Genomic DNA, 16,819 nt, shown 5'->3' on the forward strand with positions numbered 1-16,819 from the left:
TCAATTATTTTCTCTGTATTTAGGTTTAATCTTTCCAACAGACCCTCAAAATGCAGCAAAAAGAAATGTAAAAAACCAATTCAGCATTTTTTCGAGTGATATTTATGACAGTTTTGCCAGACAATTTGATCTTATTGCACAATATTAGTGCGTTTATTCAACAGATCCTCTGTCTGCTAAGTCTTTTTGATTCAATAAAAATAAAATTTCCTGAAAATGAGCACCCATTGCTTGCTCTGCTAAGCAATCATCTGGATTTCGCAATGGACATTGTTCCAAAGACAAGCAACCACAACCAATACATTGATCTAACTGCTGGCGTAATTGCAATAACATCATAATTTGCTGATCAAGCTGTCCTTGCCATTGTTGTGACATGGTCTGCCAGTCCTTTTTACTTGCGATCTGTTGCTTAGGTAAGGTCGCAAACGTCTCTTTGATTTGTTTTAAGCTAATTCCAACTTGCTGCGCTGCTTTAATAATTGCAATCCGTCGTAACATTGCCCGTTGGTAGCGACGCTGATTTCCAGTCGTTCTTAGCCCCCAAATCAATTCTTTTTCTTCATAAAAGCGAATCGTCGGGACACTCACACCACTCCGTTTCGCCAACTCCCCAATACTGAGCCAAGTTTGTAATTGTTGTGATTTCAAAATTTACTTGACCTCTAGTTAACTTGAGCTTTGATACTAGCATAACTTCGTTTTCTTTATGGAATCTTGCTATGAATCTTATTAACCCACCAGCCTTTAAAATGATCAATCCAAGTGAGCTATACGACCCGATCAGCAATGGGTATAGCCATGTCACCGTGATTCAACCCAATATGCGAACTATTCATATTGCAGGACAAGGTGGCGAGAATAAAAATGGTGAACTTTCACAAGATTTTGACCAACAGGTACAACAAGTCTTTTATAATATCCAATACGCTTTAGCATCGGCACAAGCCAAACTTCAAGATATTGCTGTTTTACGTGTCCTCGTTGTCAATCATAATGAGGATAAACTTCACAGCTTCACACAAATCATGCAACGCTTATGGAAAGATCATCCATACCCTGTGTGCACGCTTATACCTGTGCCATGTTTAGCATTGAAAGGCATGCTGATCGAAGTTGAAGCAACAGCATATATCGCATAACCAGATCGAGAGAATCATGTCTGCACCTCAAGATATTAGTCAAAATAAGGCCCTGCTATGGTTTATGGCGACTGCATGTGGTTTGTGCGCAGGTGCGAACTATTATAGTCAGCCTCTGATTCACTCCATTCAACAATATTTTGCAGTGACGGAGGGACAAGCAGCGCTCACCGTTACTTTTGCTCAAGTGTCTTATGCTTTGGGCTTGCTTTTTATTGTACCTATGGGCGATGTCGTCAACAAAACCAAGTTCATTCCACTATTAATGTGTTTATGTGCGCTCGGTTTATTCGTGAGTGCCTTTTCGGTCAATTTACCCATGCTATGGCTTGGTACGATTATGGCTGGGATGTTCTCCGTTGCAGCACAAATCCTGATTCCACTGGCGACAATGACCGTCAATCCTGAAAAGACAGGTGAAGTGGTCGGATTTTTGATGAGTGGGTTATTGGTTGGGATTTTACTGTCGACCAGTTTGGCAGGATTATTTTCTAATTTATTCCACTGGAAAATGATCTACGTTGTTAGCGGTATTTTAATGCTTATCCTTGCATATGCTTTAAAAAGCCGTCTCCCTTATGTAATGCGCATGAAACTGAATTATGGGCAAGTCTTTGTTTCAATGGGACAACTGCTCAAACAAGAAAAGCGTTTAGTCTTACGTGCACTTTCAGGCGCTTTTGCCTTTGCCGCTGTTAGTATCTTATTTTCCACTATTGCATTATTACTCACAGCCGCACACCATCTTCCAGACCTTATGATCGGGATGGTCGGATTAGTTGGTATCTTTGGCGCCTTATCTACACAATATATTGGTAAATATGCAGATCAAGGCTATACCAAACAATTGACATGGATAGGCTGTGGCTTATTCATCATGAGTTGGATCTGTTTCTATTTCGGACAGATTTATTTATTGAGTTACATCCTTGGCTTTGCATTAATTCAGCTCGCTTTAGCCCTTGTCCATACCAGCAATCAGAGCATTATTTTCCGTTTACGTCCTGATGCCAAATCTCGGATTAATGCGATCTATATGACGGCATATTTTACTGGAGGTGCGTGTGGTTCAGCCTTAGGGATTTTTTCGTGGAATCACGGCGGATGGAGCATGACCTGTTTAGTGGGGATCTGTTTAGTGTTTGCGTGTATGTTGTTTAGCTTTTTGGATAATCGTATTTCCGCTCAAAGTATTCAAGCATAAAGTCATAAGCCAAGAAGAATCAATACTCTTCTTGGCTTAATGTTTTATAAGATGAGATTTTTGGTTTTTATCGGCGCAATATCTTCTCGCGCTGCAACAAACTCAGGTCGAGGTTGGAGCCCCCCAAGAGGTTGTTGCAATTGGTTGTCGATACTATTGTAAACAAAGAAAATATTACTTCGAGAAAACGGTGTAATATTGCTGTTTGAACCATGCATCAAATTACAATCAAAAAATACAACACTACCCGCACGTCCAGTACAAGAATGAATACCGCCCATATCCGCTAAATAACGCAGTAGACTTCCGTCAGGAACACCGTATTCTTGCTTTTTCAGTGACTTTTTATAGTGCTCATCCGGCGTCTCACCTTGGCAAGAAATATAATGTTGATGTGATCCCGGAATCACTAGCAAAGGCCCATTATGCTCATTATTGTCAGTCAATAAAATCGAACAACTGAGCGCACGCATTCTCGGCATACCATCTTCACTATGCCATGTTTCAAAATCAGAATGCCAAAAAAACTCTTTGCCATGTAGTCCAGGTTTATAGTTAATCCGTGATTGGTGTATATACACTTCACTGCCCAATAATGACCGAGCAATGTTTAAAACACGCTCATCTGAGACCAAGTTTTTAAACACTTCATTGAGTCGGTGGACATTAAAAATAGAACGGACTTCCTGACTTTCACGCTCAATAATTGCTTCTGGTCTTTGCTGCATCGCATATGCATGACGCATTTGATGTAACTCGTCCAGCAGATATTTGACCTCATCTGTGCTAAACAAATCATCTATTTGCAAAAAACCATTGGTTGCATAATCTTGCTTTTGTTGTGCTGTTGCCCCTTCAACCAGAATCGAATCATAAACGACGGGATCTGCACGAGAAATAATAGCTGCCGCATCACTTCTTCGTGTCAGATAAGGATTGCTCATTTGCATATTTAAGCCTCCTCCTCCGTCTGCTTCATCATTTGTGCAGGTGTTGCATAGACACCATCCTTATCATGCACTTCATTCCCGACCAATGCAGGATTGAAGGTACAGACTAAAACTAAATCAGTTTTAGCACGCAGATAGTGATTGTCATGCTTATCAAGCGCATATAGTGTTCCAGGTGTGATTTTATACACCTCACCTGATGGGATCAGTTCAACCTCTCCTTCACCTTTGACACAATACACAGCTTCTAAATGGTTCTTATACCAAATATGCGTTTCTGTACCTGCAAAAATGGTGGTTTCATGCATCGAAAAGCCCATACCATCATCTTGTAATAATAAGCGGCGACTTGCCCAAGTTTCTGTTTGCACATCACGCTCAGTATTTAAGATATCTTGTAGTTGACGAACGATCATGAAACAACTCCCTGTACTTTTGCATTAGATTTGGTTTTATGTTGAGATGAATGAGAAGGAGAATAGGCTTGAACCACGTGTTTAATCGCTTGTTCAAGCAAATCAATACCTTGCTCTAAAGTTTGATTTTCAATGGTTAATGGGGGTAGTAATTTCACAACCTCTCCCCGACTGCCAGAGGTTTCAATCACAAGACCGAGCTGAAATGCATGTGTAGTGACTTCATCAGCCCAATCTGGATTTTTAAATGCAAGTCCTTGCATCAGACCACGACCACGATGAGTCAATTCCGCAGTCGGAAATTTTTGCACGATCTCTTGTAAACGGCGATGAACCAAAGCTGATTTTTCTACAAGTTCAGTTTGGAATTTTTGATCAGCCCAAAAATGTTGTATTGCCTTAGTTGCCGTCACAAATGCGAGATTATGTCCTCGGAACGTGCCATTGTGCTGTCCCGGACGCCAAATATCCAATTCTGGCTTAAACAACACCAACGACATCGGCAAACCAAAACCAGATAAAGACTTTGATAGAGTCACGATATCGGGATTAATCTCAGCAGTTTCAAAACTAAAGAAATGCCCCGAACGACCGCAACCTGCCTGAATATCGTCTACAATCAATAAAATGTTATGTTGCTTACATAGTGCAGAAAGACGCTTTAACCAATCAATGCTGGCCGTATTTAAGCCACCTTCACCTTGCACACACTCCACAATAATTGCAGCAGGCAAATCCACACCACTGCTTCGATCCGTCAATAATTTATTAAGCATGTCGATCGTATCAACATCTGGACCGAAATAACCTGCGTAAGCTGCATGATGGACATTTCCCAAAGCAACGCCTGCTGCTTCACGAAACTTTTGATTACCTGTGAGTGCCAGTGCACCCAAACTCACCCCATGAAAACCATTGGTAAACGCAATAACATTATGACGTTTGGTCACATTTCGCGCCAACTTAATCGCCGCTTCCACAGCATTGGTTCCCGTTGGGCCTGTAAATTGCAACTTATAATTCAGACGACGCGGCTTCAAAATATATTGTTCAAAGTTTTCAATAAACGCCTTCTTTGCAGAAGTTGCCATATCCAAACCATGCACAATTCCATCTTGTACCAGATAATCAATTGCAGCCTGCTTCAGCACAGGGTGGTTATGTCCATAATTTAATGTGCCTGCCCCTGCTAGAAAGTCGATATAAGCACGATCCATTTCATCCACTAATACTGCATTTTTTGCGGTTTTAAATACAGTGGGGAAAGAATGGATATAGCCGCGGACTTCAGACTCCAATCGACTGAAAATATTCATGAATAACTCCAAGTAGTTAAAAAATTAAAAGACTTAAAAAGTCGCTCAATCCCATTTCCAAAGACCAATGGTGTACAGATCTTCTGGTTCGTGTTGGGTATCAAAAGGTTCAGGCTGAATCGGTTGAAGTGCTTGTTTTGACAAAAAAGGACTGACTTTGCAATCAACGTCAAATCGTTCAGCGAAACTTCGGAAAAGATTTTGAGAGGCTTTGTTACTTGGAGAAATTGTTGTTTTTAAAAATTCTAATTGTCGGGATGCTAAACATTGTTCTTTTACTTGATCAAGGAGCAAGGAGCCAATTCCTTTTCCTTGCTCACTGGGCGATACTGCGATCTGCCACAAGAAATAGGTGTTGGGGTCTTCTGGACAAACATAGCCTGTCACCGCACCACAGATCTGATCTTTATGATCATAGGCAACAAAACAGGTATCGGTATGATGCTCGGCAAGTAATGCGTATGCATACAATGAATTAAGATCCAAAGATGGACAAGACTGAATCAACGCATGCACTTCACGTACATCTTGGGGTTGAAAATTACGAACTCGACACTGATTCAGTTGATGAATAATTGATGATTTGGTCAAACGAATTGACTGTCTTGATAAAGCTTCCACGCTATCTCCTTTTGTATTTCCATACTCGGCATACTCAAGTTAGTAGTGGCATCAGAATCATGAGACATTAGTCATTGAACACAATCAAACTTATAATCTTTATTACCTGTTAAAAATTTTGTACTGACTTTAATTCGGTACTTTTGCCTCAAGCAACTGGGCAAACTGCTCTAATGAAATCACAAGACGTTGCCGCTCATCATCCGTTAAAGCTTGTAAAGCCAGTGAAAAACCTTCAGGTAACGCAGATGGTGATTGATCTAAGAGTTGTTCGCCTTTTGAAGTTAAGCTCACATGTACATGGCGACGGTCTTGTGTATCTCGCATTCGTAATACCAAGCCCTTTTCTTCTAGACGATCAACAATTCCAACAACTGTACTTGGACTCACAAAAATGGCTTTACCGATCGTAGACATACTACATGGACCCATTTTTGCGATGGTCATAAGGGCAACTAATTGCGGCGTTGTAATCTGGTGAAGTTGAGACAACCGTTTGGAGTATAACTCCACACATTGTTCAATCCGCCGAACACTTTGTAAAACACGAACAGCATCATCCATCTTAATCACGCACAAAAAAAGCTAAACACACTATTGTAGTACGTTGTACATGATGTTGTCTGTATTTTCAGAAAAACATTCGTGTTCTATCTATTCGCCTTAATCATCACTCCAAATACATTTGATCTCTGATACCTTGAGTAGAAATCATTATAGGTAGTGAATATTTCTTCTTCAAATCAATTGATCTCAAATAGTTTCAATAAGAACTATTTTATTCAGAATAAACAAATAAAATACTTACTAATCAAGCGATTAAAAATCATGTAATTTTATGTAAAGCCAATAAAATAACAATGGTCGATATTTATGAACAAATATCGACCATTTCCAACTTTAGCGCATAATCGTGATTTGCTGGTCTAATCCACAAACATGATTAAACTTTTAATCTAAATCAACATCAAGTTATACGCGATTGAATCATCTAAAAGCTTTAAAACAGCACAAATAAAAGTGATTTTTCATGCATTTTATAATTCATTTTGACATCAACAAGTACTTTAAATTGAGCGTTGATTGACTCGCTTAGACAACTCTTCCGCGGACTCCTTTCGCTCCGAATAACGATCTGTGAAATACTGACTTTGTCCACGTGTGAGCAAGGTAAATTTAAACAACTCTTCCATCACATCAACAATACGATCATAGTAAGACGAAGGTTTCATGCGGCCATCCTCATCAAACTCTAAAAATGCTTTAGGAATCGAAGACTGGTTTGGAATCGTGATCATCCGCATCCAACGCCCCAAAATACGCATTTGATTAACACTATTAAAGGACTGCGAACCACCACTGACTTGCATCAATGCTAAGGTTTTACCTTGCGTAGCACGAATCGCACCACCCGCAAGCGGAATCCAATCAATCTGTGATTTAAAAATTGAACTCATCGAACCATGACGTTCAGGTGAACACCATACCATTCCCTCTGACCATGCCAATAACTCATGTAATTCTTTGACCTTTGGGTGCTCCATATCAGCATCTTCAGGTAGAGGTAAACCTTTTGGATGGAAAATTCTCACCTCAGCACCCAAATATTGCAAAATGCGTCCTGCCTCCATCACCGCTAAACGGCTATAAGAGCGTTCACGATTTGAACCATATAACAATAAAATGCGTGGTGGATGATCCAACTCTACTGCCTGAACCTGTTGAAATTCAGGCTTTGGCAGTAATTCAAGATCAATATTCGCTACATTTGAATCAGATTTATTCATTTGGAAAATACTTCTTCTTTAACCAGAGAGACACGCTCACCAGTGCAATCAACACAGGTACTTCCACTAATGGACCGATTACAGTCGTAAATGCAACTGGAGAAGCTAAACCAAAGGTCGCAATCGCCACGGCCAGAGCTAACTCAAAATTATTACCAGCCGCCGTAAATGAGATCGCGGTAGTTCGAGGATAATTATTCCCCATCCACTTACTCATAAAGAAGCTGATAAAAAACATTAAGACAAAATAAATCGTCAATGGAATTGCAATACGAATCACATCTAAAGGTAAGCTCACAACATCACTACCTTTGAGACTAAACATCGCCACAATAGTGAACAATAATGCAAGCAAACTTAAAGGGCTGATCTTGGGCAAGAAAGTATTTTGATACCAATCTAACCCTCGCGATTTAACTAAAATCAATCGTGTCAAAAAGCCCAGTAAAAATGGAATGCCAAGATAAACCAATACGGCGTGGGTAATCGTCCAGAAGTCAACGTCAATAACCTGCCCTGCAACCCCAAAGTAAGGGGGTAAAACAGTTAAAAATAACCATGCATAAGTACTGAAAAATAAGATCTGGAAAATACTATTGAACGCGACCAAAGCCGCAACATATTGATTATCACCGCAAGCAAGTCCATTCCAAACCAATACCATTGCAATACAACGTGCTAGTCCAATCAGGATCAAGCCAGTCATATACTCTGGATAGCTATGCAAAAAGATGATCGCCAGTAAAAACATGAGGATCGGTGCAATCAACCAATTCTGTACCAAAGATAAAACCAAGGTTTTTTTATCTTTAAATACTTCTGGCAAGGTTGCATAATCTACTTTAGCCAAAGGCGGATACATCATCAAAATCAATCCAATCGCAATTGGGATATTGACGGAATCCACACTCATTTGGTTCAAACCGACAGAAACTTGCGGGAAAAATACACCGATCGCCACCCCAAGCCCCATTGCCAGAAAAATCCAGAGGGTGAGATTACGATCTAAAAAGGACAATCCTGATTTAGCCATATTCAATCCAGTTAGTCGATGTGTGAGATTTGATTAATCGCAGCAATTTTTTCTGGACGTGTCATATTGGTAAAATCATGTGCAAATAGCGCATCAAGACGGCGATTAATATGATCAACGGTCTCTTGGAAAGCTTTGAGCTTTTCATCTTTAGGTAATTCTAAATGTGAAGGATCCGCCAAGCCCCAATGCGCCTTGATTGCACCGCCTAGATAAAGCGGACATGCTTCTTGTGCCGCCGAATCACAAACTGTAATCACCACATCAGGTTGGTATTGCTCACAATCATCGATGGTCTTACTCCAAAGCCCATCCGTTTCAAGCCCTAAACTTTGTAAGGTTTCAATAGTCAATGGATGCACTTGTCCTGAAGGCTTACTGCCCGCACTATAAGCCTTCCACCCCACTGGCGCACGATGATTAAAAAGCACTTCTGACAAAATGCTACGACAGCTGTTACCTGTACATAAAAAAAGAAATTTCATAATGTTTTACTCACAATAACTTTGTGTTGATAGCGTCGCTAATGTTGAAAGATTACCCACTGACGTGGTGCTTAATATTTTCAAGATGTTATGACACCAATCGGGCAATTGTGGATTAATACTGTAATACACCCATTGGCTCTGTCGTCTGTCTTGCAATAACCCTGAAGAACGCAATAAAGCCAAATGTCTAGAAATCTTTGGTTGGCTCAGTTGTAATTTTTCGGTGAGATCACATACACACAATTCTTTATTTTCTACGACTAAGGTGACGATATTGAGACGAGTTTCGTCCGATAAACATTTAAAAAAATTGACTTGATCCATATCCACCTCCAACTCTATATTTGAATATGCAGATAATCACATATAAAGACTAAATATTTAATTCACTCTTTGCCCATTTTCATCAATAACTTGCTCACCATCTTCTTTGGTAAAAGCGCCTTTTTGTGACAACGGTAAAATATCTAAAACCACTTCAGATGGGCGGCTTAAGCGCGTACCCAATGCCGTCACAACAAAAGGACGATTAATCAAAATCGGATGTTCAAGCATAAAATTAATGAGCTGTTCATCCGTCCAATCCTCACGCTCCAGCGCCAAATCACGATATGGATCGACATTTTTACGAATTGCGTCCCTTACAGATAAACCAGCATCAGCGATCAGTTGAATCAACTTTTCTCGTGTAGGTGGTGTTACCAGATATTCGATTACTGTTGGCTCAATCCCTGTGTTACGGATCAAAGCCAAAGTATTTCTAGACGTCCCACAAGCTGGGTTATGGTAAATCGTTACATCTAAAGAAGCTGTCATTTGGATTCATCCAAGCTTTATATTCTTATATCTTTATATACGAATTAGCATATATAAACAATGTACATCAAATTTATTTTTCCTTCTACGCGACATAAACTTTGACCTTTATTTCTATTTATATAACAAAATCAAAAAACAAAGAAACCACAACGATTAAATTGTGGTTTCCTCTATTTCACGATTCTCAAGATTTTAGTAACACTATTTGCTCAGAATACAAAGGTTCTTAACTTTGATTTGATCGGATTGATTCGAAATTCCAGTTTCAAAACTTAAAATGATGTAATTGCAGAAAAAGCCAATGGCATAGCAAAGAAAGTTAAGACACAAGATGCTGTACGTTGTAAATTACGCTGATTCAACCAAGCGATTTTGTTTGAAATCAAAACTGTTCCAAAAGCAATCCATAAAAATGCAATCGGTGTAATCAGTGCCAAAAATGTTCCCATATGAATTATATATTCATGGAGACTCACCCAAACTGTAGGCGGAAAAATTGCCGAAGCAAATAACAATGCTTTAGGGTTAAGTAAAGTAGCGAAAAACAAAGCTTTTGATGTAATCAATGGTTGATTTAGATCTATCTGCTTAGTTGAGGTTATCCATAGTTTAATTGCTAAGTAAATAATAAAAGCGGCGCTCAACAACTTTATAAGAGGTGGTAACCAAGGTATATAGTGTGAAACTGATTCAAGTAAAAACCCCCATGCAGTAATTGCAATAAAATATCCCAGAACCTCAGATGGAATTAATTTAAGTGAACGTTTGATACCAATTTGAATTCCAGATGATGCTAATAATGTATTCGTTGGACCTGGTGTAAGTAAGATCGTAATGATCAAACCAAAGAATAAAAATGTCACCATAAACAAATACCTTTGTTAAATTGTGCAGGTGCACTATGGCAAAATAGATAGAATCTTGTCGACAAAGTGGTTGTAACAAAAAATATTTAACATCAACTTTCAACATAAAAATCAATAAATTAAATAAAACAAACTTTTTGGCCTACTTAAATAAAATATGTGAGAGGCATCACCTTTTACCATTTTTTAGCCAATTAACCTCTTTTTAATTCATGTATTATCCTGATTATTTAGAACAATGTATGATCTAGATTGAAATATATGAATGTCAAAGGGATCAAAATTCACTCCCTTTTGAGTGACTTACACATGTCTCCATAAGCAAATGTACTGATTTTATTTTTATGTTAATATTGCGCGCAATTGGCCCATTGATCATTCAGCAAGATCAAGCACGGGCTAGCATTTTCGACCTCTTCCTCCGATCCAATGTATTGTATTCAGCCCATACAGATATGTGCAGTGTATTCCTTTTGCTTGATTACAGTCCGATTGGCTATTTAAGGTATGATTTTTAATGACGCTTAAGCAAACTGTTGAAACCATTGAAAGCCCTCGAATCAGTGTCGCCCCGATGATGGATTGGACGAGTTAAATTTTATTTTTAATTTAAATCAAAAACTTATTTAATTTTTTTAAAATTTTAGGCGTAAAATAGGCGCAAATAATGTCCACATTTTGTCCAATTTTACTATACTATTATTTTAATTTTAATCGCTTATTTATTGATCAATATTGTATCATTTAGCTCATTTCCTCTCAACTCTATACCTAGACTGGATCATTTCAAACGATATTTTTGCTTCGGGCTTTTCGGCTTATCAGGAATGGTACGTTTGATCAGACCAGCTTCTATTGCAGGATTTAAGTAATTCTTCTGGAATGTTGCTCGATGAGTTAATCCGACCAATTGCATTAATTCTACCAATGTATACTCCTCTTGTTTCATGACTGAAATCAAACGCTGAACTTGGTCGTTCATTTTGTGACAAGCATGTACGTCAGCTTGAGCGGTAGCATGATCGCTGTCTTGAGCGGTGTCATTTGAACTGAGGATTGCATCTAGAATCATCTGCAAAATGAATTCGATAAAAGGGGCTGAATCTGTTCGATCAGTACTTGTTTGCAAAGCCTCATAGTAGGCTTTTTGATTTTGATAGATCAAACTCTCAACAGGAATATTAGCAAAGATTGGATTCCACCTACTTAATATTAAAGTTTGCCAAAGTCGCCCCATTCGACCATTACCATCTGCAAATGGATGGATAAACTCAAACTCATAATGAAATACTGAACTTTGAATGAGTGGATGCACATCACTGTCATTCAACCAATCAAGTAGATCAGCCATCAATCTATTAATTTGGTTTGCAGGCGGAGCCATATGCACTACTCGATCACCTGACATTACTCCTACCCCACCATGACGATATTGACCGACTTCATCAATCAAGCCTGTCATTAAAATTTGATGCGCTTGTAATAGATCTTTTTCTTGGCTTGGTTGCCACTGCTGAAAGGCTTCATAGGCTTTAATGGCGTTACGCACTTCCTGAACTTCTTTCGGGGGTGCAATCACGACCTTACCATTGAGGATCGCCGTGATTTGCTCAGTGCTGAGGGTGTTACCTTCTATTGCCAGTGAACCTTGGATGGTACGGATACGATTAGCTTTGCGTAGTTTTAGGCTATCGTGGATTTCTTCTAAAACAGTCAAGCGCCCTATATTCTCACTAATCTGTGCAATCAAATAAATGATTTTTGATGTAATGGTATAAGGCGGTTGATATCGCATTAGTTTCCTAAATAACTTATAAAATTTTGCTTAATTAAACGCTAAAAGTATAAGTTTTCAAAGTCCTTTATGGGAGGATTACCAAACCAATTAACTTCCATATTCTGATTTTCAGATATTAAAATAAAGTTAGCGTACCAACACAGCAGAATTAATACACTTACTTTATTTCGTCCATGCATTCGATAGCATTTCAGCCTGCTTCATAACCAACTCAATCGCCTCTGCCGCTTTATCAGGTGGATACTTCCAACGCTGTAAAGTACGACGTACCAAGATTTTAAGCTGAGCACGTACACTATCTCGAACCTGCCAATCCACAGTTGTCGATTTACGCAATTTCTCAGTGATTTCACGTGCAATTTGTTTCAAGGTGTCATCACCTAATTCACGCACTGCACTTTCATTGTTTGCCAAGGCATCATAGAAAGCTATTTCATCAGGATTCAGACCTAACGAAGCTTCACGTTCCATTTCAGCCTGAAACTCTTTCGCCATCTGAATCAACTCCTCAATCACTTGAGAGGTCTCAATCGCACGATTGTTGTATTTCCTTAAGGTTTCCTGCAAACGATCCGAGAAACGTTTTTCCTGTACCAGATTATTGCGTGTTTTTGCCTTGATACCATCATTCAATAATTTTTCTAATAATTCGACTGCCAAGTTACGGTAAGGCATTTGGCGTACATCTTCTAAAAATTCATCTGACAGTAAACCAATATTGGGTTTATCTAAACCACATAGTGCAAATACATCTGCTACACCATCAGCAACAACAGCATTATCCAGAATTTGTTTAAGCGTACTGTCCTTTTCAGCTTGTGATAATTTACGATCCACAGAAGTATGCTTACTGATCACTGCTTTAATGGCTGAATAAAATGCAATTTCCTTATGCAATGTCTTGGCTTCATCTAGCGTACCGCACAATGAAAAAGCTTTATTGACTGCAAGCACTAAATCCAGGAAACGTTTTTTGCCATCTTTCAAACTCAGTACATAGTTGGCTGCTGGAATAATCAGTCGATGGGCTTGTGTTTCATAACTGCTTAAATCTAACCCAGCTTGATCAGTGGTCTTGGCAAACATCCCACGAATGGCATCCATTTTTTCAGCAAGCACTGCATAGGCTTCTTCTGCACGTAAGGTTGGCTCGCCTTTTCCTTTGGCATCTGTATAGGTTTTTAATGCCTGCTTTAACTCATTGGCAATCCCGATATAATCAACAACCAAACCACCTTTCTTGTCTTTAAAAACACGGTTCACACGAGCAATCGCCTGCATCAGGTTATGCCCTTTCATCGGTTTGTCGATATACATGGTATGGGTACACGGTGCATCAAAACCTGTGAGCCACATATCCCGTACAATCACCAATTGCAAAGGGTCATTCACATCTTTAAAACGTTTCTCTAAATTTTTCTTCACTTGCTTATTGTAAATATGAGGCTGTAGCAATGGCTTATCCGATGCTGAACCTGTCATCACAATTTTGATTTTCCCTTTTTTCGGGTCATCATCATGCCAATCTGGGCGCAATGCAATAATTTCATTATATAAATGCACACAGATTTCACGGCTCATGGTCACAATCATACCTTTGCCTGCTGTGGCTTCAGTACGGGCTTCAAAGTGCGTCACCAAATCCGCAGCAATCTGTTTCAGGCGTGGTGTTGCACCTACTAACTTCTCTAATCGACTCCATTCACCTTTGGTCTTTTCACGGCTACCGACATCTTCTTCATCTTCCACCACCTCATCGACTTGATCAGACAGTTCCTCGATTTCAGCCTTATTAATATCCAATTTTGCCAAGCGGGATTCATAATAGATCGGTACGGTTGCGCCGTCCTCTACCGCATCTTGAATGTCGTAAATTGAAACATAATCGCCAAAAACAGCTCGGGTATCTTTGTCTTCACTGGAAATGGGTGTACCTGTAAAGCCAATAAATGCCGCATTTTTTAAGGCATCACGCATATGTTTGGCATAGCCAAATTTATAAGTGCCATCATTCGACAGTTTGGCTTTGAGTCCATATTGGCTACGGTGGGCTTCATCGGACATCACTACAATGTTATGCCGACCATTTAGCAATGGATGCTCAGTTTCTCCATCAAGCAAAGCAAACTTTTGTACCGTGGTAAAAATAATTCCGCCCGATTCACGTTCAGCAAGAAGTTGTCTCAGCTCATCACGATTATTGGCTTGTACTGGGGTTTGTTTTAATAATCCTTGTGCCTGACCAAAGGTTTCAAAGAGTTGTCCATCTAGGTCATTACGGTCAGTAACAATCAATAATGTAGGATTCTGCATCGCAGGTTGTTGTAAAAGTTTACCTGCATAGCAACACATCGATATGCTTTTACCCGACCCTTGTGTATGCCAAACTACACCTGCTTTTTTATTTCCTGTAGGATTCGATGCGGCAATAGTCGCCTGAACAGCTTCACGCACTGCATGGAACTGGTGATAGCCTGCAATTTTCTTAATCGTTTTTTCACCATCAGTTTCAAAGAGCACAAAGAAACGGATGTAATCGAGGAATAACTCACGATCAAAGAAGCCTCGAATCACCGTTTCCAGTTCCCATTCTAGCTGAGGCTTATCATCTTCATTTTTAATGGTACGCCACGGTAAGAAACGTTCCTGACTTGCTGTTAATGAACCCACCCGAGCTGTAATCCCGTCACTTACCACTAAAGCTTCATTAAAAACAAACAGATCGGAGATTTCTTCTTTATAAGTTTGCAGCTGGTTAAAGGCATCCCAAATATCCGCATTTTCATCGGTTGGGCTTTTCAGCTCAAGTACCGCATAGGGAATACCATTAATAAAGCAAATAATGTCAGGTCGTCTAGGTTGTTTTGTGCCTAAAATGGTAAATTGATTGATCGCTACAAAGCGGTTTTGCTGCACATGATTAAAATCGACCAAAAATGCATGGTCATTTATCCAGTCATCTTCTTTTTTATAACTAACGGGTACGCCTTCCAGTAACATGTGATGAAAAGCACGGTTATTGGTGATTAAGTCCAGACTGTCAGGTTTGCTCAATTTCAGTAAAACTTGTTCAAAACAGCTCGCAGGAAGATGCGGATTCAGGTGCTCAAAAGCCGCCTGTAAATCTGCTTCAATCAGAACTTGTTTATAGTCTTTACGCAAAGGATTGCCGCTATCAGGTGCAATATCGACACCATGAACGACTTCCCAGCCATTATCTAAAAACCAATCTAGGCAAAGGTTTTCAAGTTGTGTTTCGTTCATTTTATACTTCCGAAGCAGAACTGATGTTGCTTGTATCTTCGCCTACACTTTTAAGCAGACCAATAAACTGTTCTCTATCTGCACTTAATTTGGTGATAATTCTTTTGGCTGCAATTTGCATTTCAGGAACTTCTACAGGTGAAGAACCACGTTCAAAAACGCCACACAAATGTGAATATTCATTATTGATTCTATCTGTCAAAAGAGCAGGAATATTATCCCCATCAAAAAATAAATTTAAGGTTTCTTCTGTCATACCTTTATCAGGGTATTTGTAATACAAGTAAATTTCAAAGAATTTTCGAGCATTATTCCCAAAATTATAAAAAGTTATATAATTTGAATCATCAATAACCTCAATAACAGAACACTTATAAATTTGATGAAATAAATAGTTAAATTCCGTTACATACTCTTTAAGATATTTGGGCATGATACTAATCTTAGAAGTATCATTCACCCTTGAAATCAAAAAGTACTCTTTTTGATAGTTCTGATGTTTTCCACTCGCATTTAAAAATTTTCCATCAACTTTTCTTAAATATTTTAGAAAGTCTAAATTATGTGTAGAAATAAATAGTTGACCAAAAATATGATTATTAACAATTTTCTCGTTAATCAAACTATAAATAAAGAAAATATGATTACTATCTAAGCTAGAAATAGGATCATCAATCCAAATAATTGGCTTTGAACCTTTAGTATCAATATCCTCTAATTTTGCCATAAAGTAGCAAAAAGCAAGTAAACTGCATTCCCCCTCACTTAAATGATATGCTTTTTTATCATCTCTAATAACTTCAAACCTCACTCCACTTTTATTTGTTATTGGTTGCAAAGATAAATAATGATGTCCAAAGAAATTCTTTAATAACTCATTAACTTTATCTGCACCTTTTTCTTCATCACGAAGTTCTGCTTTTTTAGTTTTGATAAGTTGCTCTTTTTGGCTAATAATCTCATCTATAGATATCTTTTTGTTTTCATTTTCAACAACTTTGATACTCAAGGCTTTAATATTAGCGACTTGATCTTGATATTTAATAATTTCTAAAAAATTAGAGATCTCATTTAAACGCAATTTATCTTTAGCATGTTTTTGTTCATTTAATAAC

General features: G+C 38.7%; 17 protein-coding genes. 2 read left to right on the top strand and 15 right to left on the bottom strand.

Features of this window, described 5'->3' with window-relative positions; translation table 11 throughout:
• Positions 1-153 precede the first annotated feature (153 nt).
• Complete coding sequence (soxR, locus tag HMPREF0023_RS11540) at positions 154-651, bottom strand: redox-sensitive transcriptional activator SoxR (protein ID WP_005085327.1); 498 nt, start codon at positions 649-651, stop codon at positions 154-156.
• Positions 652-722: 71 nt separating this feature from the next.
• Between soxR and HMPREF0023_RS11545 the strand changes: the two genes are divergently transcribed.
• Both HMPREF0023_RS11545 and HMPREF0023_RS11550 read left to right on the top strand, forming a co-directional pair.
• Positions 723-1,142, top strand: coding sequence for a RidA family protein (locus tag HMPREF0023_RS11545; protein WP_005085329.1), 420 nt, complete (start codon positions 723-725; stop codon positions 1,140-1,142).
• Positions 1,143-1,158: 16 nt separating this feature from the next.
• The gene (locus HMPREF0023_RS11550; protein WP_008942180.1) at positions 1,159-2,346 is read left to right on the top strand and encodes an MFS transporter; all 1,188 of its coding nucleotides are present in this window, start codon (positions 1,159-1,161) and stop codon (positions 2,344-2,346) included.
• A gap of 44 nt (positions 2,347-2,390) precedes the next feature.
• Here HMPREF0023_RS11550 and thpD read toward each other — a convergent pair whose 3' ends face one another.
• The 14 genes from thpD to HMPREF0023_RS11620 form a co-directional block, all read right to left on the bottom strand.
• The gene (gene thpD, locus HMPREF0023_RS11555; protein ID WP_005085333.1) at positions 2,391-3,296 is read right to left on the bottom strand and encodes an ectoine hydroxylase; all 906 of its coding nucleotides are present in this window, start codon (positions 3,294-3,296) and stop codon (positions 2,391-2,393) included.
• 2 nt (positions 3,297-3,298) lie between these two features.
• Positions 3,299-3,712 carry an ectoine synthase gene (locus HMPREF0023_RS11560; protein WP_005085334.1) on the bottom strand — a complete coding sequence of 138 codons (414 nt, stop codon included), beginning with the start codon at positions 3,710-3,712 and terminating at the stop codon, positions 3,299-3,301.
• Positions 3,709-5,028, bottom strand: a complete 1,320-nt coding sequence (gene ectB, locus HMPREF0023_RS11565; RefSeq protein WP_005085340.1) for a diaminobutyrate--2-oxoglutarate transaminase — start codon at positions 5,026-5,028, stop codon at positions 3,709-3,711. The genes HMPREF0023_RS11560 and ectB overlap by 4 nt, the downstream gene beginning before the upstream one ends.
• Before the next feature lie 45 nt (positions 5,029-5,073).
• Positions 5,074-5,649, bottom strand: a complete 576-nt coding sequence (gene ectA / locus HMPREF0023_RS11570) for a diaminobutyrate acetyltransferase (RefSeq protein ID WP_004637924.1) — start codon at positions 5,647-5,649, stop codon at positions 5,074-5,076.
• 129 nt (positions 5,650-5,778) lie between these two features.
• Positions 5,779-6,213: a MarR family winged helix-turn-helix transcriptional regulator gene (locus HMPREF0023_RS11575; protein ID WP_004637923.1), complete on the bottom strand. Its 435-nt coding sequence runs from the start codon at positions 6,211-6,213 to the stop codon at positions 5,779-5,781.
• A gap of 503 nt (positions 6,214-6,716) precedes the next feature.
• Entirely contained in the window at positions 6,717-7,436 is a 720-nt protein-coding gene (gene arsH, locus HMPREF0023_RS11580; RefSeq protein ID WP_005092317.1) for an arsenical resistance protein ArsH, read from the bottom strand.
• Positions 7,429-8,469 carry an ACR3 family arsenite efflux transporter gene (gene arsB / locus HMPREF0023_RS11585; protein WP_005092315.1) on the bottom strand — a complete coding sequence of 347 codons (1,041 nt, stop codon included), beginning with the start codon at positions 8,467-8,469 and terminating at the stop codon, positions 7,429-7,431. The genes arsH and arsB overlap by 8 nt, the downstream gene beginning before the upstream one ends.
• Positions 8,470-8,480: 11 nt before the next feature.
• The gene (locus HMPREF0023_RS11590) at positions 8,481-8,954 is read right to left on the bottom strand and encodes an arsenate reductase ArsC (protein WP_005092314.1); all 474 of its coding nucleotides are present in this window, start codon (positions 8,952-8,954) and stop codon (positions 8,481-8,483) included.
• Positions 8,955-8,960: 6 nt separating this feature from the next.
• A complete protein-coding gene (locus HMPREF0023_RS11595) occupies positions 8,961-9,281 on the bottom strand; it encodes a metalloregulator ArsR/SmtB family transcription factor (protein WP_004637919.1) in 321 nt (106 codons plus the stop codon).
• Between the two features lie 57 nt (positions 9,282-9,338).
• Positions 9,339-9,773, bottom strand: coding sequence for an arsenate reductase (glutaredoxin) (arsC, locus tag HMPREF0023_RS11600; protein ID WP_005092312.1), 435 nt, complete (start codon positions 9,771-9,773; stop codon positions 9,339-9,341).
• Positions 9,774-10,048: 275 nt separating this feature from the next.
• Positions 10,049-10,642, bottom strand: coding sequence for a LysE family translocator (locus HMPREF0023_RS11605; protein ID WP_008942181.1), 594 nt, complete (start codon positions 10,640-10,642; stop codon positions 10,049-10,051).
• A 781-nt stretch (positions 10,643-11,423) separates the two neighbouring features.
• Entirely contained in the window at positions 11,424-12,437 is a 1,014-nt protein-coding gene (locus HMPREF0023_RS11610) for a Fic family protein (protein WP_008942182.1), read from the bottom strand.
• A gap of 165 nt (positions 12,438-12,602) precedes the next feature.
• On the bottom strand, positions 12,603-15,704 hold the full coding sequence (locus tag HMPREF0023_RS11615; RefSeq protein WP_008942183.1) for a type I restriction endonuclease subunit R: 3,102 nt from the start codon (positions 15,702-15,704) through the stop codon (positions 12,603-12,605).
• 1 nt (position 15,705) lies between these two features.
• The coding region (locus HMPREF0023_RS11620) for an AAA family ATPase (protein WP_008942184.1) at positions 15,706-16,819 on the bottom strand (1,114 nt) is incomplete at its 5' end.

The sequence above is a fragment of the Acinetobacter sp. ATCC 27244 genome (genome assembly GCF_000156555.1).
In the GTDB taxonomy this organism is placed as follows: Bacteria; Pseudomonadota; Gammaproteobacteria; order Pseudomonadales; family Moraxellaceae; genus Acinetobacter; species Acinetobacter haemolyticus.